Consider the following 21,794-nt stretch of genomic DNA (forward strand, 5'->3'; position numbering starts at 1 on the left):
AGAGCGCTTTAAGGGCGCTCAAGCCCTTTAGGAGATCGAGGTATCTTATGGACAATCGACCACTGTTCCAAGCGAGGTGGTCCTGGGGACCCCTGGCAGCCTGCACGCTGCTGCCCATCGCACTACTGTGTTTCTGGTTATGGCCTGTTGGCCAGATCCTCTGCCTGACTTTCGACGAATGGCTGTTCCACAGCCTCAACGCCCCGCTGGCCGACAACGTCGCCTGGCGCAACATCTGGGCCATTGGCAGCCTGCGCCCGTTCGACATCCTGGTCGGCCTGATCATGCTGGCGCTGCTGGTTCGCGGCGACTGGGTGTTCAAGGCGGTGCAGGTGCGCCAGGCGTTTTTCGGTTTTCTGGTCACGCTGTTGCTATTAGTGGTGATTCGCGCGCTGTTTTCCAAGTGGGTCAGTGCAATGGGCTGGCAACACAGCAGCCCGTCGATGAATTTCGACGACGCCGTGCACCTGAGCGACTACTACCCGAACCTGGAAGCCAAGTGGGAGCTCAAGGACCGTTCCAGCCAGAGTTTCCCGGGTGACCACGCCTCGGTGCTGCTGATCTGGGCGCTGTTCATGAGCCTGTTCAGCCGCCGCCTGATGCAGCACCTGGTGATCTGGGCGCTGGCCTTGCTGTTCATGATGCCGCGCCTGGTGGCCGGTGCCCACTGGGGCCAGGACGACTACATCGGCGGCCTGCTGATGGCCGTGCTGGCCCTGGGCTGGAGCTGCCACACCCCGCTGGCGGCCCACGCAAGCTCGGCGCTGGTGCGCTGGACCGCGCCGTTGTTCAGCTTGCTCGGCAAACTGCCGCTGGTCGGGCGGATGAGCGTGATTCGCGCGGTCTGACCCGGCCTCATCGCCGGCAAGCCGGCTCCTACAGAGACAGCAAATGCCTGCGGCTTATGCGATCCCTGTGGGAGCAGGCTTGCCCCGCGATGCTTTCACTCGAAACTGCCATGCAGCTGGTGAATCTGCCGGCGCTGCTTCTTGTTCGGCCGCCCGTCGGTGGTCATCCCCAATGCCCCTGCCTTGCGCAGCTCGGCCGCCTGCTCGCGGCGCTTCACGCTTTCCGGGGTTTCCTCATACAGCGTCTGCGCCTCTGGCGCGCCACGGCGCACCACTGACAACGCCTTGACCACCACCGTGCGCTCGTCAAAGCCGGTGCGCAGTACATACTCATCGCCTATTCGCGGCTCCTTGCCGGGCTTGCAACGCTCACCCCGCCAGTGCACCTTGCCGCTCTCGATGGCTGCCTTGGCCAACGCGCGGGTCTTGTAGAAACGCGCCGCCCACAGCCATTTGTCCAGGCGCACCTTGTCGTCGTCTTCAGGCTTTTGTGCCATGGTTTTTCCTCGCATTCTGTCTTTCACGGAACTGTACTACCGTGACTGACGGATGCAAAAAATCCGTGCCGTCATTACAGTTCACCACCTCATCCGCAGGGCACGCTTAGTGAAGACATTTGACCACCTGACTGTGATCGGCCTGCGCGAATGGGTCGCCCTGCCCGACCTCGGCGTCGCCGGCCTGCGGGCCAAGATCGACACCGGCGCCAGCACCTCCAGCCTGCATGCCACCGAAATCGAAACCTTCGAGCGCGACGGCCAGCCGTGGGTACGCTTCAATGCGCACCTTGGCACCGTGGTGCAACTGCGCCACCGCCGCTGCGAGGCGCCACTGGTAACCATGAAAACCATCAAGAGCTCCAACGGCCACGCCCAGACCCGCTACGTGATCCGCACGCCACTGGCCCTGGGCGATCGGGTGTGGGAGGTGGAGTTCACCCTGGCTTGTCGCAAGAGCATGCGCTACCGCCTGTTGCTGGGATCGAAGGCCCTGGTCCACGGTCAACTGGTGGTCAACCCCGGCGTCAAGTACGTCCAGGACAAACCGGCCTTCCCGGCCACCCTTTCCCCTGTCACAGGTGCTGCATGAAGATCGCTGTGCTTTCGCGTAATCCGCGTCTGTATTCCACCCGCCGCCTGGTCGAGGCCGGCACCCAACGGGGCCACGAAGTGGTGGTGATCGACACGCTGCGGGCCTATATGAACATCGCCAGCCACAAGCCGCAGATCCACTACCGCGGCAAGCCGCTGGAGGGCTTCGACGCGGTCATTCCGCGCATTGGCGCCTCGGTGACCTTCTATGGCTGCGCGGTGCTGCGCCAGTTCGAGATGATGGGCGTCTACCCGCTCAACGAGTCGGTGGCCATCGCCCGCTCGCGGGACAAGCTGCGCTCGCTGCAACTGCTGTCGCGTCGCGGCATCGGCTTGCCGATCACAGGCTTCGCCCACTCGCCAGACGACATCCCCGACCTGATCCAGATGGTCAACGGCGCGCCGCTGGTGATCAAGGTGCTCGAAGGCACCCAGGGCATCGGCGTGGTGCTGTGCGAGACCACCAAGGCCGCCGAATCGGTGATCGAGGCGTTCATGGGCCTGAAGCAGAACATCATGGTGCAGGAGTACATCAAGGAGGCCGGCGGCGCCGACATTCGCTGCTTCGTGGTCGGTGACAAGGTGATCGCCTCGATGAAGCGCCAGGCCAAGCCGGGTGAGTTCCGCTCCAACCTGCACCGCGGCGGCGTGGCCAGCCTGATCAAGATCACCCCCGAAGAGCGCATGACCGCGATCCGCGCGGCCAAGGTGATGGGGCTGAGCGTGGCCGGGGTGGATATCTTGCGTTCCAACCACGGGCCGTTGGTGATGGAGGTGAACTCTTCACCCGGGCTCGAGGGCATCGAGGTGACTACCGGCAAGGATGTGGCCGGGATGATCATCGAACACCTGGAAAAGAACGGCGGGCCTAATCAGACCCGGACCAAGGGTAAAGGCTGAAACCCAATCGCCGACTCCTACACAGGTCCCATGTAGGAGCCGGCTTGCCGGCGATGGGCCTTTACACCGCATCGCGCGGCAGCAACAACCCCAACGGCAAGCGTACCCGCGCCTCGATGCCGCCACCTGAACGGTTACGCAGCTCGACATTGCCGCCATGCTGCGCGGCAATGCGCTTGACGATCGCCAACCCCAGCCCGGTGCCTTTGCCGCCACGGGCACGGTCGCCACGGATGAACGGGTTGAAGATGGTCTCAAGCTCCGACTCGTCGATGCCGGTGCCGCGGTCCAGCACGCTCAGCACCACGTACGGCGCGCTTTGTTCACCCGATACGTAGGCCGCCACTTCCACGCCCTTGCCGGCGTGGTGCAACGCGTTGCCGATCAGGTTGCCCAGCATGCGCTTGAGCGACACCCGGCGCAGCGGGAACGGCGGGATCGGCTCCAGGCACAGGCGCACCCGCTCGTCGGGCTGGTTGTAGGGCGCCACCACTTCGCGGATCAGCTCGTTGAAGTCGACCTCCTCCACCGGCTCGTCACGCCCGTCGCGGATGAACGCCAGGAACTGGTCGAGGATCGCGTCCATGTCCTCGATGTCGCGCACCATGTCATCGCTCAGGTCACTCTCGTGGTCCATCAGCGACAACGACAGGCGTAAACGGGTCAGCGGCGTGCGCAGGTCGTGGGAAACCCCCGCCAGCATCAGCTCGCGCTCACGCCCGGCCTGCTCGACATCCTCGGCCATCTGGTTGAAGGCGCGGTACACCTCGGTCATCTCGCTGGGGGTGTCGCTGATCGGCAGGCGCACGCTACGCCCCTGGCCCAGCTGGCGGGCGGCGAACACCAGGCGTTTGAGCGGCTGGTTGAGCTGGCGCACGAAGATCCACGCCGAGGCAGTGGACAACAGGCCGATGGCCAGGAACCAGCCCAGCACGTTCCAGATTTTTTGCCCGCGCAACGGGTGTGGGTACAGCGGCACCTTCAGCCAGCCCGGACCAAGGCTCGGCGCGTTGACCCACAACGCCGGCGGCGCGTGGATGCGCAGGCGCACCTCGGTGTCCTCGCCCAGTTCGGCCTGCATCTGGCGCTGGTAGATCTCGCTGTAGGGCCAGTGCTGCTCGCCTTCGGGCACACCCGAGCCGGTCACCCGGATCAGCCCGGCGGCTTCGGCGATCTGATCGCGGTTTTCTTCATCCGCTGCCCAGTAGGCGCGCAGGGTCAGCGCCACGCCGTGGCTGTACTGGCGGTCCACCAGCACGTCCTCGTTCATCAGCAGGTACACCAGCGTCAGCGCCTTGGAGAACAGCACGACGATCAGTACCAGCCACAGGGTGCGGGCGAAGAAGCTTTGCGGGAACCAGAGAGGGGTTTTCATCAATGACTACTAGCTTGCAAGGGCAGCGAAAAGACGGGCGGCACAGACGAAAACAGGGCGGCCCCGTGGAGCCGCCCTGTTGCGCCATGCCGAGCCGACAGGCTCATTTGGCGGCGTTTCCGTCCGGCACGAAGACGTAGCCCACGCCCCATACGGTCTGGATGTAGCGCGGCTTGGACGGGTCGGGTTCGATCATGCGGCGCAGGCGCGAGATCTGAACATCGATGGAGCGCTCCAGGGCGTCCCATTCGCGGCCACGGGCCAGGTTCATCAGCTTGTCGCGGGTCAGCGGCTCGCGGGCGTGCATCACCAGGGCCTTGAGCACGGCGAATTCACCGGTGGTCAGCATGTGCGTCTCGTCGCCGCGCTTGAGCTCGCGGGTGGCCAGCGACAGCTCGTAGTCGCCAAAGGTGACGGTTTCTTCCTCGCTGCCGGGCGCGCCCGGCACGCTCGGGGCCTGGCGGCGCAGCACGGCCTTGACCCGGGCCACCAGCTCATCGGGGTTGAACGGCTTGGCCAGGTAGTCGTCGGCACCCAGTTCAAGGCCCTTGATGCGGCTGAGCTCATCGCCCTTGGCGGTGAGCATGATGATCGGGATCAGGTTGTTGGAGGCGCGCAGGCGCTTGCACGCGGACAGGCCGTCTTCGCCGGGCAGCATCAGGTCGAGCACCACCAGGTTGAACACTTCACGGGCCAGCAGGCGGTCCATCTGTTCGACGTTGGGCACGGTGCGCACGCGGTAGCCCTTGCTGGTGAAGAAACGGTCCAGCAGGCTGCTCAGGCCCGGGTCATCGTCGACGATGAGAATCTTTTCGCCTTCAGCGTTGTTTGCGGTGCTGGTCATCTGTCACTCCTCTAAGATCGCCGCGCATTATGGCGTAGCCATTGCAACGCGTGCCGTGTGCATTGTTAGCAGATTTTTCCCACGCTGCCACTTCCATGCCACTGCCCGCTGGCGCCGGGCTATCACCGCAACCCCGGCGCGATGGGTATAATGCGCGGCTTTCATCCAGCGCCGCCGGGCCCAGGCCCCTCTTGCGGCCCCCGTTTTCACAATTGTCAGGTGGTTTACATGGACAGCATCAACAGCCGTATCGCCGAGGAACTGGGCGTTCGCCCACAACAGGTCGAGGCGGCCGTGGGCCTGTTGGACGAAGGCTCGACCGTGCCCTTCATCGCCCGTTACCGCAAGGAAGTGACCGGCAGCCTGGACGACACGCAACTGCGCCACCTGGAAGAGCGCCTGCGCTACCTGCGCGAACTCGACGAGCGCCGCGCCAGCATCCTCTCGAGCATCGAGGAGCAGGGCAAGCTGACCCCGGAACTGGCCCGCGAAATCAAGCTGGCCGACACCAAGACCCGCCTCGAAGACCTGTACCTGCCGTACAAGCAAAAGCGCCGCACCAAGGGCCAGATCGCCCTGGAAGCCGGCCTGGGCGAGCTGGCCGACGGCCTGTTCAACGACCCGCAACTGGCCCCAGAAGCCGAGGCCGCGCGCTTTATCGACGCAGAAAAAGGCGTGGCCGACGTCAAGGCCGCGCTGGAAGGCGCCAAGTACATCCTCATGGAGCGCTTCGCCGAAGACGCCGCCCTGCTCGACAAGCTGCGCAGCTTCCTCAAGCAGGACGCGGTGCTAAGCGCCCGCGTGGTGGCCGGCAAGGAAGAAGAGGGCGCCAAGTTCCGCGACTACTTCGCCCATGACGAACTGCTGCGCAGCGCCCCGTCGCACCGCGCCCTGGCGATCTTCCGCGGGCGCAACGAAGGCGTGCTCAGCGCTTCGCTGAAAGTCGGCGAAGAACTGCCGGGCACCCTGCACCCGTGCGAACTGATGATCGCCGACCACGTTGGCGTGGAAAACCGCAACCGCCCGGCCGACAAGTGGCTGGGCGAGGTGGTGCGCTGGACCTGGAAGGTCAAGCTGTACACCCACCTTGAGACCGACCTGTTCGGCGAACTGCGCGACAACGCCGAAGGCGAGGCGATCAACGTGTTCGCCCACAACCTTCACGACCTGCTGCTGGCCGCCCCGGCAGGCCCGCGCGCAACCCTCGGTTTCGACCCGGGCCTGCGCACCGGCTGCAAGATCGCCGTGGTCGATGCCACCGGCAAGCTGCTGGACCACACCACGGTGTACCCGCACGCACCGAAGAACGACTGGGACCGCACCATTTCCATCATGGCCGCGCTGTGCGCCAAGCACTCGGTAGAGCTGATCGCCATCGGCAACGGCACCGCCAGCCGCGAGAGCGACAAGCTGGTGGCCGAGCTGGTTAAAAAATACCCAGCCCTGAAAATCACCAAGATCATGGTTTCCGAGGCTGGCGCCTCGGTGTACTCGGCCTCGGAACTGGCCGCCCGTGAATTCCCCGACCTGGACGTGTCGATCCGTGGCGCGGTGTCCATCGCCCGCCGCCTGCAGGACCCGCTGGCGGAGCTGGTGAAGATCGACCCGAAATCCATCGGCGTCGGCCAGTACCAGCACGATGTGTCGCAGGTGAAGCTGGCCCGCGGCCTGGACGCTGTGGTCGAGGACTGCGTGAACGCCGTGGGCGTGGACGTCAACACCGCCTCCGTGGCCCTGCTGACCCGCATTTCCGGCCTGAACGCGACGCTTGCGCAGAACATCGTCGCCCACCGCGACGCCAACGGCCCGTTCGCCACCCGTGCGGCGCTGAAAAAAGTCAGCCGCCTGGGCGAGAAAACCTTCGAGCAGGCGGCGGGCTTCCTGCGCGTGATGAACGGCGACAACCCGCTGGATGCCTCGGCGGTGCACCCGGAGGCCTACCCGCTGGTGCAGCGCATCGCCGCCGGCACCGACCGTGATATCCGCTCGCTGATCGGCGACAGCGGTTTCCTCAAGCGCCTGGACCCTAAGAAGTTCACCGACGAGACTTTCGGCCTGCCGACCGTCACCGACATCCTGCAGGAGCTCGACAAGCCCGGCCGCGACCCGCGCCCGGAGTTCAAGACCGCGACCTTCCAGGACGGCGTCGAGGACCTCAAGGACCTGGAGCCAGGCATGATCCTCGAAGGTGTGGTGACCAACGTCACCAACTTCGGCGCCTTCGTCGACATCGGCGTGCACCAGGACGGCCTGGTGCACATCTCGGCGCTGTCGGAAAAGTTCGTCAAGGACCCGCGTGAAGCGGTCAAGGCCGGCGACGTGGTCAAGGTCAAGGTCATGGAAGTGGACATCCCGCGCAAGCGTGTGGGCCTGTCGATGCGCATGGGCGACACCCCGGGCGAGAAGGTCGAGGGCAACCGTGGTGGTAACCGCGGCGGCAATGGCGGCAACCGCCAGCAGCAGGCGCCACGCCCGCGCGAAACCGCCACTGCCGCCCCGGCCAACAACGCCATGGCCGCGCTGTTCGCCAACGCCAAGCAGCTGAAGAAAAAGTGATGGACGTACCGAAGGAGTACGTCCAGAGCGCCTTCAGCCAGTTGCTGGGCTGCCGCCTGCAACGCCTGGACACAGGCGTCGCCGAGGTGGCCCTGGCGCTCGAGCCGCACCTGCGCAACCGCGGCCAGAAGCTGCACGGCGGGGCGATCTTCAGCCTGGTGGACATCGCCATGGGCCTGGCCTGCTCGGCCAGCCACGGTTTCGACCAGCAGAGCGTGACCATCGAGTGCAAGATCAACTACATGCGCGCGGTCAGTGACGGCGAAGTACTCTGCACCGCCCGGGTGCTGCACGCCGGGCGCCGCACCCTGGTGGTCGACGCCGACGTGTTCCAGGGCGACAAGCTGGTGGCCAAGGCGCAGGGAACCTTCGCGGTTCTCTAGCTCCTGTAGCCCCATCTGCGGTATTTTCAGCAACATTGTGGGGCCGCTTTGCGGCCCATCGCCGGCAAGCCGGCTCCTACAGGGATCAGTGTAGGAGCCGGCTTGTCGGCGATGGCTGCGACCCAGCCCGTTGCCGGAACCGCGTAAACCAGGCGACAACGCCAGTTCCTTTCCCAACTACCCTTGTAGACCGTCACCTCCACCCCCATATTGGGGCGACTGACGCGTGAAGGAATCCATCTTGAGCGACCTCCTCAACCGCCGCCTGAGCTTGCTCGGCGACAACCTCGACCTGCTCAAGCAGTGCCTGCACGGCATTGAGCGCGAATGCCTGCGCGTGACCCACGACGGTCGCCTGGCCCAGACCCCGCACCCCGAAGCCCTGGGTTCGGCGCTGACCAACGAACAGATCACCACCGACTACTCCGAGTCGCTGCTGGAGTTCATCACCCCGGCCCTGGCCGACCCCGTCCAGGTGCTCGAGAGCCTCGAGCAGGTGCACCGCTTCGTCTACAGCAAGCTGGGCGACGAGTACCTGTGGAGCCCGTCGATGCCATGCGCCCTGCCAGCCGAGGAAGACATCCCGATCGCCGAATACGGCACCTCCAACATCGGCAAGCTCAAGCACGTGTACCGCAAGGGCCTGGCCCTGCGTTACGGGCGCACCATGCAGTGCATCGCCGGCATCCACTACAACTTCTCGCTGCCCGAGGCGCTGTGGCCACTGCTGCGCGCCGAAGAAGGCAGCACCGAAGACGACCGCGACTACCAGTCCTCGGCGTACATCGCGCTGATTCGCAACTTCCGCCGCTACAGCTGGCTGTTGATGTACCTGTTCGGCGCATCGCCCACGCTGGACAAAGGCTTCTTGCGTGGCCGCCCGCACCAGCTTGAAGAGCTGGACGGCGAAACCCTGTACCTGCCCTACGCCACCAGCCTGCGCATGAGCGACCTGGGTTACCAGAGCAACGCCCAGGCGGGCCTGACGCCTTGCTACAACAACCTGGCCAGCTACACCGACAGCCTGCGCAAAGCCGTGGGCACGCCGTACCCGCCCTATGTCGAGGTCGGCACGCACGTGGATGGCGAGTGGGTGCAACTGAACACCAACATCCTGCAGATCGAGAACGAGTACTACTCGAACATCCGCCCCAAGCGCGTCACCTACACCGGCGAGCGGCCGATCCAGGCCCTGACTTCGCGCGGCGTGCAGTACGTCGAAGTGCGCTGCCTGGACATCAACCCGTTCCTGCCGGTGGGTATCGATATCACCGAGGCGCGTTTCCTCGACGCCTTCCTGCTGTTCTGTGCCCTGGAAGACAGCCCGCCGCTGGACAACGGCGAATGCGGCCAGTGCACCAACAACTTCCTGACCGTGGTCAAGGAAGGCCGGCGCCCGGGCCTTGCGCTGCACCGTGACGGCCAGCCAGTGGCGCTCAAGCAGTGGGCCAGCGAGCTGATCACGCGCATCGGCCAGCTGGCCGCGCTGCTAGACCAGGCACAAGGCGGCAGCGAGCACGCCAAGGCGCTGGAGTCCCAACAAGCCAAGGTCGACGACACCTCCCTGACCCCGTCGGCCCAGGTGCTGGCGCGCATGACCGAGCACGACGAGAGCTTCGTGCAGTTCTCCCTGCGCCAGAGCCGCCTGCATGCCGAAACCTTCCGTGAGCAGCCACTGAGCATCGAGCAGCAACAGGCTTTCGAAACCCTGGCCCGCGAGTCGCTGGCCAAGCAGTCGGAGCTCGAGCAGGAAGAAGTCGGTGACTTCGACCTGTTCGTCGGTGCCTACCAGGCCAGTATCCTGGCCATCAGCAACTGATGAACCGCCCTGCCCCTACCCCGCGCAAACCGCGCGCCAGCAGCCAGGCCAGGATCGAGGCGATCCTGGCGGCGGCGCGCGAGCTGTTGGCCGGGCAAGGGGTGGCGGGGCTGTCGATCTACAGCGTGGCGGAACGGGCGCAGATTCCGCCGTCGTCGGTGTACCACTTTTTCGCCAGCGTACCGGCGTTGCTCGAGGCGCTGACTGCCGATGTGCACCGGGCCTTCCGCGAGGCCCTGAGCGCGCCCATCGACAGCGCCGCGTTCAGCACCTGGCACGGCCTGTCGCGGTTGATCGAGCAGCGCATGCTGGACATCTACAACGGGGACGCCGCGGCACGGCAGTTGATCCTCGCCCAGCACGGGCTCAGCGAAGTGGTGCAGGCCGACCGCCAGCACGACCTGGAACTGGGCGAGCTGATGCAGCGCCTGTTCGACCAGCATTTCCAGCTGCCGAGCCTGCCTGCAGACGTCGATGTGTTCGCCCTGGCCATGGAACTGAGCGACCGCGTCTACGCACGCTCCATGCAACTGTTCGAGCAGATAACCCCGCGCATGGCCGAAGAAGGCATGCGTGTGTTCGAGGCCTACCTGTCGTTGTACCTGCCGCCCTTCCTGCCCCTGCGCAGCCAAGGCCATACATACACTGATACCGCCTGCTGAGGCGCCCGGATCACTTCAATGGTGGCTTCACCTGCCACCCTAGAAAGGATCACCGCGCATGCTCTCGACAGCCCCCAATCCGCTCGATCTCCTGACAGCACCGCCCGACGCCACCCTGCGCCAGCAACTGGCCGGCAAAAGCAACCTGCTCATGGCCGTACGCCAGCCCCTGGCGGACTGCACACGACAGTTAAGCAGCCTGTTCAACCTGGCCCCCAGCCTGCGCCAGACCCTGCACGACAAGCTGCAAGCCCATCTGCAGGCAGACCCGAGCCAATGCGGTTTGCGTCACGCTGACAGCCAGGTGAGCCTGCTGACATTCGCCGCCCGCATCATGGCCAGCCCGGTGTTCGCCAACCCCTTCATCGGCTGGTCGACCTGGGGTTTTGCCGACACCTCGCCATACGCCAGGCTGAGCGCAGCCGACTGGGTGCAGACACTGGCCCCGCTGGTGAATGCCGGCCACGCCCAGGCACTGCGCAACTACTGGGAGGCCCGCATGCCCGGCAGCTGGGTTTCACGCCACGCTCACACCTGCGAGCTGTTGCGCCAGCACTTCAAGCTCAGCCTGGACCTTGCCTACGGCCTGGGCACGCTGGACAACCACCACTGGCTGCAAGGCGGTCAGCCTGAACCGCGCTACGCGCTGCTGGAATGGCAACTGCCGTCAGGCGCCAAATTGCCCAGTACCGCAGCCTTGCTGATCGGCCCCGGGCCCGACGCGCCCGGCTGGCTGATCTACCTGCCAAGCCTGTCGAACAGCGTGCTTGCCTTCGAAACCCGCGAGCGTCTGTGCGGCTGGGTATTTGAAAACCGTTCATTCCTGTGGTCAGACCCTCGCTCGCCGATCACCACCGCCAGCCCCGACGACGTACTGATCACCGAACTGCAAGCCGATGGTTTCGAGGCCTGGCTGGAGGCGTCGCGCCAGCAGCAAGAGGAGATTGCCGAGCATCATCTGCAGCAAGCCTGCCTGCTCAGCGAAACCGGCCCGTTGGACTGGGCGCCGCTGCAAACCTGGGAAGCACAGCGTCAGTCGATCGTTCGCCAAGCCCTGCCGAACACGCTCGAAGCCGCCATCGAAGCAGTGATTGCTGACGATACCGCCCTGGCGCAAGAGGAAGTCCACTTCGCCTGCCTGCCCGCGCACTTGCCTGTGGGCTGGCGCCAGCGCCAGATCGAGCGCCAGGAGGTCCTGCTTGAGCAGTACCTGGACGGGCAGACAGACCCCTCTTCGGCCAAGCTCACCTCGCTGCGCGAGCGCCAGGCGGCGCTGGACCAGCTGCAGGATGCGCAGGACACCGCGCTGCTTGAAGGACCCGAAGGGGTAACGCCTGCCGAGCTGCAGGCGCGGCTTGATCCGCTCAGCGAACGCCTGTGCCAGGCCTTGCTGCAGGAGGCCCGCCTGCAGCATGCAGTGGGCGAGCTGTCTGATGTTCACCTGAACTGGGTCGAGCACCTCGTCGACCGACCTGAGCCGAGCCTGCAACGCCCTGTACAAGCCTGCGCCCTGGAGTTGATCGGTGCCGACCGCACATGGCCGTTGAGCGGCTACATGACCTTCCGGGCACTGCCGGGTGAGGACGATGAAACCGCGCAGCCTTCGGTGCTGCTGTACCGGCCAGGGCAACATGGCGGGCTGATGGCCTTCGAGGATGAACCGGCGCTTGTCCGCAGCCTGCAGGCGACGCTGCACGGCGCCTGGCCCGATGCCCTGCTGGAAACGGCAGGAACGCGCGATGACACTCAACTGCAGGCGCTGCTCACCCACCCCACACCGTTCACCTTCAATCACCCGATCATTGCATCGCATTTCATGGCGCATTGCGTACAGGGCATCATCGATACCTTGCCTGCTGCCACGCCCCGGGAGCTTGCCCGGAAACGCCTGTGTGTCAGCGAGAACCGCGCCAGGAGCATCGCCTTCGCAAGATTCGCGCACACCAACCGCAGCAGCCATCTGCAGGCCCAACTCACACCCTTGAAACACCTCGGTGCCGACCAGCTCGCCGAATTGGCCGCCGAGGTCGACGCGCTGCAACGCGCCCTGCAGGCCTCTGCCAGCTTGCTCAGCCGAAGCCTGCCGTCACGCACCCAGTTCACCCGGCACTTACTGGATGAACACCTGCGCGAGGCACTCGGTGTGCAGCACATGCCGCAGATCACCCTGAATATCGCCGACAGCGTCACCCTGAAGAAAGAGGTCACCGGCCAGTCTGCATGGGGTGGGGCCGGGTCCAGGGACGTCCCGGTTTTCAGCGAGGCGCGCAGCGACGTGAGCCTGGAAGCCTTCAGCCTTACAGCCCTGGATGAAGGCCGGCGGTTGCGGCTGGACAATGCGATTGTTCGATTCGACCCGGCAAACCCTGTGCTGGAGCAAGCCCTCACGCCGGCCTATGTCGCCTCGCTGATCACCCAGCTGGATGCCGCTGGCCGCTACGAGCAATGCATCACCCAGGCCTACCTGGGCTTCGAGCAGGAGACCGACTGGCAGGTGCAATGGCGTCGGGAAGTGCTGCGCAGGCCTTACGAGCACCGCCTGCGGCTGCTGGCACTGAGCAGGCCGGCCAGGCTCAGCGCCGATGGCCAGCAACTGCTGGAAAGGTTCTGCCGCGAACAGGTCGAGGCCGAAGCGCCCAGGTCGATCGCCTATCACACGCTGGTACTCAGGCCAGGCACGGCCGCCGACGGCTCCAGCGATCAAGTGGGGTTGTCCGGCATCACCGTCATCGAAGACGCGGGCGGCCCTGCGCTGCTGTACCTGCCGGAAGCGCCCAATGGCCAGGTCATCAGCCAGCACACCAGCAGCAGCGCGGCATGCGAGGCATTGCAAAACATGGCGCTGGACCGCTCGATGGCCAGTTATCTGGCCACCCAAACCCAGTCCGGCAACTCCGACGAGCATGAAAGCTACATCGACATGGCGCTGCAAAAAGGCTTCAAAGCCTTTATTGCGCTGGGTACGACACGCAGCGAAAGCTTGCCCACCTACGCGTCGCGCCTGGAGATGGGCGAACAGTTAAACAAGCATCGTGCCTCATCGCGCAGCCAGGCCGACCTGGCCCTGGCGGCCCCGCAGATATTCGACCACTACTTCTTCCTTGGCCTGCGGCTGGCGCTCGGCATGCTGCCCGGCGCGAGTACGGCCATGGCGTTGTACGACGGCTGGCAGACCGCGCAGGCGGCGGTCAACGCGTTCAGTCAGGGCGATGCGCAGCAAGGCCTGCTGCACCTGACCAGCCTGCTGCAGTCCCTGAGTGATGCCATTCTGACACTTGCGCCCCTGGCCGCCAGCCCCGGCAAGCCTGCGATCACGCCGCGCCTGCTGGCCCGGCAGCGTCAACACCTGGCGCCACTGACGCCCATGAGCGCAGCGCCCAAGGCGCGCCCCAGCCCCTTCGCCGGCTATGAGGCCGAGCTGCCCGCTGGCCCGCTGCTACCGTCCAGCCTGGCGCAGGGGGCTGGCGTGTTCGAACACCGCGCCACCCAACAAGGCTACATCCTGCGCAACACGGCCTGGTATGCGGTCGACTGGGACCCGGCCTACACCACCTGGCGGCTCAAACCCCAAGGTATCCGTACCTACCGTCAACCGGTGAGGCTCAATGCCCAAGGCGTATGGGAAACCCCGGGCAGGCTGGACGGCCTGCTGGTCGACACGGGCCTGCAGGGCGGCGGCGGGGCACTGACCACGCTGTACAACCAGGGTATCGCCTACTGGCGCCTTGTGCTGCGTCGCCAACCCCCGGCACTGACCGGTATGGCGCTGGCGCATGACATCAACGACGAACTGATGCGTATCAGAACGCGCTTGAACAGCCGGCAAGCAGACTACCGTGCGGCGCTGCAGGCGGTAGCCGACGGCGCGCAACCGGACGACGCGCAGAGGGCGGCGATTGCCCAGGCCCGGCAACCGTTGAGCGAGGAGCTCACCCGCAGCATCGAATTCAACGTGCACAGCATTGCCCGCCTGCAGGCGCAACGCGCGACGCTGAGCAGGGCGGACTACGCAAGGTTCACTGCACTGTGTGAAGCAAACATCAGCGAGATGAGCCTGCTCGAAATGCGCCTGGTGTCGAAACGTCTGACCATCGGCACGCATCAGGCCGAACTCGCAGCCAGGGCCATTCTGGCCCAACCCGGCACAACGATGCCCAAGGCCTTGGCAAAACGCCTGACCCAGAACTCCCTGCTGGCGAACAAGGAGATGATCGAGACACTGACGGAGGTGGAGCGCCTGGCCATCCGCCATCAGGCCAGACGCAACGCCCTGCGCGGCACGGCCCTGACCGATTACCTCATGAACGTTCACGAAACCGGGTTGACACTGGATGTCAGCAACGCGCAGTTGGTCAGGGCGTCGGTCCTCTCGACGACGCTGTTCAAGGCCAGCGCCATCGAAAACCCACAGATGGGTGCATTCATGGCGCACTTTCATGAACAAGGCGTGACGTTGCGCAGCACCCTCTACAGCCACATTGATATGCCGAATGCCAACCTGACCCGCGCCCAGGAGCGCCAGTTCCTGAGCAGTGCAAAAACCCACTATGCGCGCTTCCTGAGCAATGTCACGGCCTGGGAAGACAACTTCCAGGACTTGCTGTCGGCAGATGAAGTCCAGGCCTTGCGCCAACTGCTGCGCCAGCTTGACGATGACATCGAGGCCACGCTTGGCAGAGCTGCCGCACGCCAGCGCCCAGACCCTCGCCCCACCCGCGACACCCCTCGCCCACGCTTGTTCGAAACCGTGGAAGGGCCGATGATCGGCAGCGAGTACGTCGAGCGCGGGCAGTTGCGCATGCGCATCAACCAGCCGAACTCCGACCAGCCGCACAGCGTCTACACCCGCAACGCGGCAGACCTGTGGCAGCCCTCGACGCCAGCACGCACGGCACCGAGCGAGACGCTGCAGAACCTGGCCGACGCCGCCACTGCGCGGCTGGACGACCTCCCACGGCAACAGGCCAGGCTGCGCCAGTACCAGACGCCGCAAGCCATCCCCGTCGACCTGGAGGACATTGCACAAGGGCACGCCCAGCAGCTTCGCTTCATCGCAGGGCAAGTCCGGTTCAAGGCCGGCACCGCGATCAGCGCCGAACACACCGCGCTGACGCAAAGGCTGGAGGCTGCCGCCGAGCAGATGCAGGCGCTTGGCCGCCAGCTGCGCATCGCGCAGACCAAGGCCAGCAGCAAGCCAGCCGTCGGTCATCTGCAATACCTGCTCGAGCAACAAGCAGTGGAGCTGGCCTGGTCGCGCGTCTTGAAGCCCAAGCTCGACCGTCAGGGCAACCCTGCCGAATACCTGGAGGAATACCTCGTGCGGGATCGCACGACCCAGCAGGTCTTGTGGTACGCGCATTTCCACTTCCGCAAGCAACCTGCACAAGGCTTCACCCGGCTGGAAGCCGGCCACTTGAAACTGGCAAGTGAACGAGACCTGGGTGAAGGCGCGTGGCGCGGCAGCCTGAACGAGGCGCAGGCCAACCAGTTGTTCGGCAACCTGCGGCCGGCTGCGTGAGGTGACACCCCCGGGCTGCCAGGCAGCCCGGGGGAAACAGGCTTACAGCTTGGCGATCGACACTTCGGTGGATTTGACGAAGGCGATCACTTCGCTGCCCACCTGCAGTTCCAGCTCTTTCACCGAGCGGGTGGTGATGACCGAGGTGACGATGCCGGAGGCGGTCTGCACGTCGATTTCCGACAGTACCGGGCCTTCGAGGATTTCCTTCACGGTGCCTTTGAACTGGTTGCGGACGTTGATGGCTTTGATGGTCATGGTTTCATTCCTTCTGTTTGGCTTCGGTCTGTTGAGTGAGTCATTCAGTGCGCCCAACGCAGTTGCGTGGGCAAAGGGGCTACGGGTTCCGGCTCGGGCGGGGTGCCCGGGGCGGACAGAACACGGTTGAGCACTTCGCTTTCAAGCGCAGCCAGGCGGTGCGAACCTCGCGCCCTGGGCCTTGCCAGGTCGACGGTAAGGTCCAGGCCGACGGCGCCGTCCTCGATCAGGATCACCCGGTCGGCCACGGCGACCGCTTCGCTGACGTCGTGGGTGACCAGCAGCACGGTGAAGCCGTGCTGGCGCCACAGGCGCTCGATCAGTTGCTGCATCTCGATACGGGTCAGTGCATCCAGCGCGCCCAACGGCTCGTCCAGCAGCAGCAGGCGCGGCTGGTGGATCAGCGCGCGGGCCAGGGCCACGCGCTGCTTCTGGCCGCCAGACAACGCCGCCGGCCACTCGTTGGCGCGGTCGGCCAGGCCGACCGCTTCAAGGGCGTCCAGCGCGCGCTGGCGCCAGTCGCCGGACAAGCCCAGGCCGACGTTGTCGATCACCTTCTTCCACGGCAGCAGGCGTGCGTCCTGGAACATCAGACGGGTTTCTTCGCGGGCCTCGGCCAGCGGCGCGGCACCAGCCAGCAACTCGCCAGCGCTGGGCTGGTCGAGCCCGGCCAGCAGGCGCAGCAAGGTGCTCTTGCCGCAACCGCTGCGCCCGACGATGGCGACGAATTGCCCGGCCGGAATGTGCAGGTCGATACCGCGCAGCACTTCACGCTGGCCGAAAGTCTTGCGCAGGCCGTTCGCGGCCAGCGGGATGCCGCGCAGCAGGCGTGGCGGCTGTTGCTTGAGCACGGTCATCATGCGCCCTCCTTCTTCGCCACCTGGTACGCCGGGTGCCAGCGCAGCCACACACGTTCCAGGCCGCGGGCGGCCAGGTCGGCCAGTTTGCCGAGCACGGCGTAGAGCACGATGGCCAGTACCACCACGTCGGTCTGCAGGAACTCACGGGCGTTCATCGCCAGGTAGCCGATGCCGGAGCTGGCCGAAATGGTCTCGGCGACGATCAGGGTCAGCCACATGAAGCCCAGGGCAAAGCGCACGCCGACCAGAATCGAAGGCAGCGCACCGGGCAGGATCACCTGGCGGAACAGCGCGAAGCCCGACAGCCCGTAGCTGCGCGCCATCTCCACCAGCGCCGGGTCGACGTTGCGGATACCGTGATAGGTGTTGAGGTAGATGGGGAACAACGTACCCAGCGCCACCAAAAAGATTTTTGCCGACTCATCGATGCCGAACCACAGGATCACCAGCGGGATCAGCGCCAGGTGCGGCACGTTGCGGATCATCTGCACCGAGCTGTCCAGCAGGCGCTCGCCCCAGTTGGAAAGGCCGGTGATGAAGCCCAGCAGCAGCCCCAGGCTGCCGCCGATGACAAAGCCGACGCCGGCACGCCAGCCACTGATGGCCAGGTGGGTCCAGATTTCGCCGCTGCGCACCAGCTCCACGCCGGCGCTGATCACAGCGCTTGGGGCCGGCAGGATGCGCGTCGACAGCCAGCCGGCACTCACCGCCAGTTGCCAGACCGCCAGCAGCGCCAATGGCAGGGCCCAGGGCGCCAGGCGCTTGGACCAGGTGTTTGGGGTTGAATGGCTCATGACCTGCCCTCAGCTCTGCGACACGGCTTTGGGCAGGATGTCGTTGGCGACCATTTCGCCGAACGGGCTCACATAGCCACCGCTCTTGGGTTGTTCCGGGCGGTTCACGTCGATGTGCGGGAACAGCAGCTCGGCCACCCGGTACGACTCTTCCAGGTGCGGGTAGCCGGAGAAGATGAAGGTGTCGATGCCCAGCGCTGCGTATTCCTTGACCCGCGCCGCCACGGTCGGGCCATCGCCCACCAGCGCCGTGCCGGCACCGCCGCGCACCAGGCCGACGCCGGCCCACAGGTTGGGGCTGACCTCCAGCTTGTCGCGGTTGCCGCCGTGCAGCGCCGCCATGCGTTGCTGGCCCACCGAGTCGAAGCGCGCCAAGGATGCCTGGGCACGGGCGATGGTGTCGTCGTCCAGGTGCGAGATCAGCTTGTCGGCTGCAGCCCAGGCTTCTTCGTTGGTTTCGCGCACGATCACGTGCAGGCGAATGCCAAAGCGCACTTCACGGCCCTGGGCTGCGGCCTTCGCGCGCACCTGGGCGATTTTCTCGGCCACGGCGGCCGGCGGCTCGCCCCAGGTCAGGTATAGCTCGACCTGCTCGGCAGCCAGGTCCTGGGCGGCGTCGGACGAACCACCAAAGTACAGCGGCGGGCGCGGTTGCTGGATCGGCGGGTAGAGCAGCTTGGCGCCCTGCACCTGGATGTGCTTGCCGTCGTAGTCGACCACCTCGCCTTCGAGCACCTTGCGCCAGATGCGGGTGAACTCGACGGAGGCTTCGTAGCGCTCCTGGTGGTTCAGGTGCAGGCCATCACCGGCCAGTTCGTCCGGGTCACCACCGGTCACCAGGTTGAACAGCGCACGACCATTGGACAGCCGGTCAAGGGTCGCGGCCTGGCGGGCGGCCACGGTCGGCGAAATGATGCCTGGGCGCAGGGCCACGAGGAATTTCAGGCGCTCGGTAACAGGAATCAACGAAGCGGCGACCAGCCAGGAGTCCTCGCATGAACGCCCGGTGGGGATCAGCACACCACCGAAACCGAGGCGATCAGCGGCTTGGGCGATCTGCGTCAGGTAGCCATGGTCGACGGCGCGGGCGCCTTCGTTGGTGCCCAGGTACTTGCCGTCACCGTGGGTGGGAAGAAACCAGAAGATGTTCAGGCTCATTGGAGTTGTCTCCTCAAGGGTGGCAAGGCCGGGGCGGCGCCCCGGCGCAGGCAAAGGGTTCAAGGCGCGCTGGCGACCTTGGCCGGGGGTGTCCAGATCGCGTCCTTGATGCTCAAGGGCTTGGGAATCAGCTTCAGGGCCTGGAAGGTGTCGGCGATCTTCTGCTGCGCAGCGATCACCTCCGGGGTCAGCGGCGCAGCGCCGTAGCCCTGGCGTTTCACCGAGGTCAGGGTGATGTCGGCCGGCAGGCCGAGCAGCGGCGCCACCTGGTCGGTGACCTGCTGCGGGTTGGCCTGGGACCATTCGCCCACCGCGCGTACTTCGTCGATCAGCGCGCTGATGACTGCCGGGTGCTGGGTGGCGTAGTTGCGGGTGGCCAGGTAGAACTGGTGGTTGTCGACCAGGCCCTTGCCATCACGCAGGGTGCGGGCCTGTAGCTGCTGTTCGGCGGCAGCCTGGTACGGGTCCCAGATCACCCAGGCATCGACGCTGCCACGTTCGAAGGCGGCGCGGGCATCGGCCGGCGGCAGGTACACGGGCTGGATGTCGCTGTATTTCAGGCCGGCATCTTCCAGGGCGCGCACCAGCAGGTAGTGCACGTTGGAGCCCTTGTTCAGGACGACCTTCTTGCCCTTGAGCTCTTTCACCGACTGGATCGGCGAGCCCTTGGGTACCAGGATCGCCTCGCTGTGCGGTGCCGGCGGCTCATAGGCGACGTACAGCAGGTCGGCACCGGCGGCCTGGGCGAACACCGGTGGGGTTTCACCGGTTACGCCGAAGTCGATGGAGCCGACGTTGAGCCCTTCGAGCAGTTGCGGGCCGCCGGGGAACTCGGTCCATTGCACGTCGATGCCTTGTTCTTTCAGGCGCTTTTCCAGCGAGCCCTTGGCCTTGAGCAGCACCAGGGTGCCGTATTTCTGGTAACCGATGCGCAGGCTCTCGGCCTGGGCTTGGGTGATGGCGCCGAAGGACACAGCCGCCGCAAACAGGGCGACCAGACCACGACGCAAGAAGACTGTGCGCATGGCGCTCTCCTGTGCGAGTAGGTTCGGGTAGCACCTGCTTGCCTCGTTGACGGGCGAGTAAGGTGGGACAACGGTGAAGCGTGGGTGGCGCGGGCTCAGATGCTCCAGCGGGCACTGAGCAGGCGTTCGTTCAACACGCCCGGGGCAACCGGCTTGGGCCGGCGCGCCAAAGCGCTGTGGAAGGTTTCCAGCGAATCCAGCAGGCGCTGTTCCAGCGCTTGCGACAACTGGGCAGGCCTGCCGCCCTCGCCGTAGGCGATCTGGCTGTCGTCGGCGAAGATCCCTTGCAGGGTCTCCTGCGCCTTGAGGGCCGACAGCACGGGCTTGAGGGCGTAGTCCACGGCGAGCATGTGGGCGATGCTGCCGCCAGTGGCTACCGGTAGCACCACCTTGTGCTCCAGGGCGCGCTCGGGCAGCAGGTCGAGCAGGGTCTTCAGGGCGCCGGCAAACGAGGCCTTGTACACCGGGGTGGCGACCACCAGGCCATCGGCCTGGGCCACCAGCTCGTTGAAGTGGCGCACCTGCGGGCTGTCGAAGCGCGCGTGCAGCAGGTCTTCGGCGCTGAACTCGCGCACCTGGAAGGTCACCACCTCGACGCCGCGCTCTTGCAGCCAGTCGCGCGAACGCTCGAGCAGCACGCCGGAGCGTGAACGAAGACTGGGGCTACCACCGACAGAAACAACCAGCATTGAAAGCGCTTCCTTCGATTCGTTTGCAGGGCCGCGAGGGGTTGGCCCCGCTGGATGGAAGTGACATTAACAGCTCGTCACATATATCAATAAATCATATTTTTTCATTTGTTTATTCATTTAAGTGCTATATGAATCCCTGTAGGAGCCGGCTTGCCGGCGATAGGGCCAGTACAGTCGCCATCGCCGGCAAGCCAGCTCCTACAGGGGGTCAGGGCATTTTCGAAAGGCATAAAAAAGGGCCGTCGAAACGGCCCGAAAATCCCTGCTATGGCTAAGAGCACTACAACGAGGAATACATCAACGATTCGGTTGCGGGGTCAGCCGCAGGTAGGGCTTCACCGCCCGGTAACCCTTCGGGAAGCGCTGCTTGATTTCGTCTTCGTCCTTGAGCGACGGCACGATCACCACCTCGTCGCCGTCCTGCCAGTTTCCTGGCGTGGCCACCTTGTGGTTGTCGGTCAGTTGCAGCGAGTCGATCACCCGCAAGATCTCGTTGAAGTTGCGCCCGGTACTGGCCGGGTAGGTGATGGTCAGGCGCACCTTCTTGTTCGGGTCGATGACGAACAGCGAACGCACCGTGAGGGTGTCGCTGGCGTTGGGGTGGATCAGGTCGTAAAGGTCGGACACCTTGCGGTCGGCGTCGGCGATGATCGGGAAGTTGACCACGGTGTTCTGGGTCTCGTTGATATCCTCGATCCACTTGTGGTGCGAATCCACCGGGTCCACCGACAGGGCGATGGCCTTGACGCCGCGCTTGGCGAATTCGTCCTTGAGCTTGGCGGTCAGGCCCAGCTCGGTGGTGCATACCGGGGTGAAGTCGGCCGGGTGGGAGAACAGCACGCCCCAGCTGTTGCCCAGCCACTCGTGGAAACGGATCTTGCCTTCGCTGGAATCCTGCTCGAAGTCTGGGGCGATGTCGCCGAGTTTGAGGCTCATGGAAGCGGCTCCTGTGCTGTGTCTGGCCTGTATGGGTTCAATGTGCCTGTTCTCGACTCAAAACAAAAAGAATAA

Annotated in this window: 18 protein-coding genes; 8 read left to right on the forward strand and 10 right to left on the reverse strand. The window is 65.2% G+C overall.

Annotated elements, in window-relative coordinates; all coding sequences use genetic code 11:
* Nucleotides 1-47: 47 nt before the first annotated feature.
* The gene (locus KSS94_RS25740) at nucleotides 48-848 is read left to right on the forward strand and encodes a phosphatase PAP2 family protein (protein WP_217840833.1); all 801 of its coding nucleotides are present in this window, start codon (nucleotides 48-50) and stop codon (nucleotides 846-848) included.
* 95 nt (nucleotides 849-943) lie between these two features.
* On the opposite strand, the gene KSS94_RS25745 is transcribed toward KSS94_RS25740, so the two are convergent.
* Nucleotides 944-1,345: an RNA-binding S4 domain-containing protein gene (locus KSS94_RS25745; protein WP_217840834.1), complete on the reverse strand. Its 402-nt coding sequence runs from the start codon at nucleotides 1,343-1,345 to the stop codon at nucleotides 944-946.
* 109 nt (nucleotides 1,346-1,454) lie between these two features.
* Between KSS94_RS25745 and rimB the strand changes: the two genes are divergently transcribed.
* Nucleotides 1,455-1,937 carry a retropepsin-like aspartic endopeptidase RimB gene (gene rimB / locus KSS94_RS25750; protein WP_217840835.1) on the forward strand — a complete coding sequence of 161 codons (483 nt, stop codon included), beginning with the start codon at nucleotides 1,455-1,457 and terminating at the stop codon, nucleotides 1,935-1,937.
* Nucleotides 1,934-2,839 carry a 30S ribosomal protein S6--L-glutamate ligase gene (rimK, locus tag KSS94_RS25755; protein ID WP_084942096.1) on the forward strand — a complete coding sequence of 302 codons (906 nt, stop codon included), beginning with the start codon at nucleotides 1,934-1,936 and terminating at the stop codon, nucleotides 2,837-2,839. The genes rimB and rimK overlap by 4 nt, the downstream gene beginning before the upstream one ends.
* A gap of 61 nt (nucleotides 2,840-2,900) precedes the next feature.
* On the opposite strand, the gene KSS94_RS25760 is transcribed toward rimK, so the two are convergent.
* Both KSS94_RS25760 and ompR read right to left on the reverse strand, forming a co-directional pair.
* Entirely contained in the window at nucleotides 2,901-4,214 is a 1,314-nt protein-coding gene (locus tag KSS94_RS25760) for an ATP-binding protein (RefSeq protein WP_217840836.1), read from the reverse strand.
* Nucleotides 4,215-4,317: 103 nt separating this feature from the next.
* The gene (gene ompR / locus KSS94_RS25765) at nucleotides 4,318-5,058 is read right to left on the reverse strand and encodes an osmolarity response regulator transcription factor OmpR (protein WP_217840837.1); all 741 of its coding nucleotides are present in this window, start codon (nucleotides 5,056-5,058) and stop codon (nucleotides 4,318-4,320) included.
* 228 nt (nucleotides 5,059-5,286) lie between these two features.
* On the opposite strand from ompR, the gene KSS94_RS25770 reads away from it, so the two are divergent.
* The 5 genes from KSS94_RS25770 (at nucleotide 5,287) to KSS94_RS25790 (ending at nucleotide 15,996) form a co-directional block, all read left to right on the forward strand.
* Nucleotides 5,287-7,614, forward strand: a complete 2,328-nt coding sequence (locus tag KSS94_RS25770) for a Tex family protein (RefSeq protein WP_217840838.1) — start codon at nucleotides 5,287-5,289, stop codon at nucleotides 7,612-7,614.
* Entirely contained in the window at nucleotides 7,614-7,997 is a 384-nt protein-coding gene (locus KSS94_RS25775) for a PaaI family thioesterase (protein WP_217840839.1), read from the forward strand. The genes KSS94_RS25770 and KSS94_RS25775 overlap by 1 nt, the downstream gene beginning before the upstream one ends.
* A gap of 241 nt (nucleotides 7,998-8,238) precedes the next feature.
* Nucleotides 8,239-9,816 carry a glutamate--cysteine ligase gene (gshA, locus tag KSS94_RS25780; RefSeq protein ID WP_437179985.1) on the forward strand — a complete coding sequence of 526 codons (1,578 nt, stop codon included), beginning with the start codon at nucleotides 8,239-8,241 and terminating at the stop codon, nucleotides 9,814-9,816.
* Nucleotides 9,816-10,478, forward strand: coding sequence for a TetR/AcrR family transcriptional regulator (locus KSS94_RS25785; RefSeq protein WP_217840841.1), 663 nt, complete (start codon nucleotides 9,816-9,818; stop codon nucleotides 10,476-10,478). The genes gshA and KSS94_RS25785 overlap by 1 nt, the downstream gene beginning before the upstream one ends.
* Before the next feature lie 58 nt (nucleotides 10,479-10,536).
* Complete coding sequence (locus tag KSS94_RS25790; protein WP_217840842.1) at nucleotides 10,537-15,996, forward strand: leucine-rich repeat domain-containing protein; 5,460 nt, start codon at nucleotides 10,537-10,539, stop codon at nucleotides 15,994-15,996.
* A 42-nt stretch (nucleotides 15,997-16,038) separates the two neighbouring features.
* On the opposite strand, the gene KSS94_RS25795 is transcribed toward KSS94_RS25790, so the two are convergent.
* The 7 genes from KSS94_RS25795 to KSS94_RS25825 form a co-directional block, all read right to left on the reverse strand.
* Entirely contained in the window at nucleotides 16,039-16,254 is a 216-nt protein-coding gene (locus KSS94_RS25795; RefSeq protein ID WP_008095172.1) for a TOBE domain-containing protein, read from the reverse strand.
* A gap of 44 nt (nucleotides 16,255-16,298) precedes the next feature.
* Nucleotides 16,299-17,111 (reverse strand): aliphatic sulfonates ABC transporter ATP-binding protein, encoded by an 813-nt coding sequence (gene ssuB / locus KSS94_RS25800; RefSeq protein WP_217843670.1) that lies wholly within the window; start codon nucleotides 17,109-17,111, stop codon nucleotides 16,299-16,301.
* A complete protein-coding gene (gene ssuC, locus KSS94_RS25805) occupies nucleotides 17,111-17,908 on the reverse strand; it encodes an aliphatic sulfonate ABC transporter permease SsuC (protein ID WP_217840843.1) in 798 nt (265 codons plus the stop codon). Before ssuC ends, ssuB begins: the two co-directional genes overlap by 1 nt.
* 9 nt (nucleotides 17,909-17,917) lie before the next feature.
* Nucleotides 17,918-19,066 (reverse strand): FMNH2-dependent alkanesulfonate monooxygenase, encoded by a 1,149-nt coding sequence (ssuD, locus tag KSS94_RS25810; RefSeq protein WP_217840844.1) that lies wholly within the window; start codon nucleotides 19,064-19,066, stop codon nucleotides 17,918-17,920.
* 59 nt (nucleotides 19,067-19,125) lie between these two features.
* Nucleotides 19,126-20,091 (reverse strand): sulfonate ABC transporter substrate-binding protein, encoded by a 966-nt coding sequence (locus KSS94_RS25815; protein WP_217840845.1) that lies wholly within the window; start codon nucleotides 20,089-20,091, stop codon nucleotides 19,126-19,128.
* A 95-nt stretch (nucleotides 20,092-20,186) separates the two neighbouring features.
* Nucleotides 20,187-20,780 (reverse strand): NADPH-dependent FMN reductase, encoded by a 594-nt coding sequence (gene ssuE, locus KSS94_RS25820; protein WP_217840846.1) that lies wholly within the window; start codon nucleotides 20,778-20,780, stop codon nucleotides 20,187-20,189.
* A 300-nt stretch (nucleotides 20,781-21,080) separates the two neighbouring features.
* Nucleotides 21,081-21,719, reverse strand: a complete 639-nt coding sequence (locus KSS94_RS25825; protein ID WP_217840847.1) for a peroxiredoxin — start codon at nucleotides 21,717-21,719, stop codon at nucleotides 21,081-21,083.
* Nucleotides 21,720-21,794: the final 75 nt, after the last annotated feature.

The sequence above is a fragment of the Pseudomonas fakonensis genome, from assembly GCF_019139895.1.
In the GTDB taxonomy this organism is placed as follows: domain Bacteria; phylum Pseudomonadota; class Gammaproteobacteria; order Pseudomonadales; family Pseudomonadaceae; genus Aquipseudomonas; species Aquipseudomonas fakonensis.

What these genes read in the sequence shown, in the direction of transcription:
- KSS94_RS25740 (WP_217840833.1), top strand. Translation starts at nt 48, where the DNA reads ATGGACAATCGACCACTGTTCCAAGCGAGGTGGTCCTGGGGACCCCTG.
- KSS94_RS25745 (WP_217840834.1), bottom strand. Translation starts at nt 1,345, where the DNA reads ATGGCACAAAAGCCTGAAGACGACGACAAGGTGCGCCTGGACAAATGG.
- rimK (WP_084942096.1), top strand. Translation starts at nt 1,934, where the DNA reads ATGAAGATCGCTGTGCTTTCGCGTAATCCGCGTCTGTATTCCACCCGC.
- KSS94_RS25760 (WP_217840836.1), bottom strand. Translation starts at nt 4,214, where the DNA reads ATGAAAACCCCTCTCTGGTTCCCGCAAAGCTTCTTCGCCCGCACCCTG.
- ompR (WP_217840837.1), bottom strand. Translation starts at nt 5,058, where the DNA reads ATGACCAGCACCGCAAACAACGCTGAAGGCGAAAAGATTCTCATCGTC.
- KSS94_RS25770 (WP_217840838.1), top strand. Translation starts at nt 5,287, where the DNA reads ATGGACAGCATCAACAGCCGTATCGCCGAGGAACTGGGCGTTCGCCCA.
- KSS94_RS25775 (WP_217840839.1), top strand. Translation starts at nt 7,614, where the DNA reads ATGGACGTACCGAAGGAGTACGTCCAGAGCGCCTTCAGCCAGTTGCTG.
- KSS94_RS25785 (WP_217840841.1), top strand. Translation starts at nt 9,816, where the DNA reads ATGAACCGCCCTGCCCCTACCCCGCGCAAACCGCGCGCCAGCAGCCAG.
- KSS94_RS25790 (WP_217840842.1), top strand. Translation starts at nt 10,537, where the DNA reads ATGCTCTCGACAGCCCCCAATCCGCTCGATCTCCTGACAGCACCGCCC.
- KSS94_RS25795 (WP_008095172.1), bottom strand. Translation starts at nt 16,254, where the DNA reads ATGACCATCAAAGCCATCAACGTCCGCAACCAGTTCAAAGGCACCGTG.
- ssuB (WP_217843670.1), bottom strand. Translation starts at nt 17,111, where the DNA reads ATGACCGTGCTCAAGCAACAGCCGCCACGCCTGCTGCGCGGCATCCCG.
- ssuC (WP_217840843.1), bottom strand. Translation starts at nt 17,908, where the DNA reads ATGAGCCATTCAACCCCAAACACCTGGTCCAAGCGCCTGGCGCCCTGG.
- ssuD (WP_217840844.1), bottom strand. Translation starts at nt 19,066, where the DNA reads ATGAGCCTGAACATCTTCTGGTTTCTTCCCACCCACGGTGACGGCAAG.
- KSS94_RS25815 (WP_217840845.1), bottom strand. Translation starts at nt 20,091, where the DNA reads ATGCGCACAGTCTTCTTGCGTCGTGGTCTGGTCGCCCTGTTTGCGGCG.
- ssuE (WP_217840846.1), bottom strand. Translation starts at nt 20,780, where the DNA reads ATGCTGGTTGTTTCTGTCGGTGGTAGCCCCAGTCTTCGTTCACGCTCC.
- KSS94_RS25825 (WP_217840847.1), bottom strand. Translation starts at nt 21,719, where the DNA reads ATGAGCCTCAAACTCGGCGACATCGCCCCAGACTTCGAGCAGGATTCC.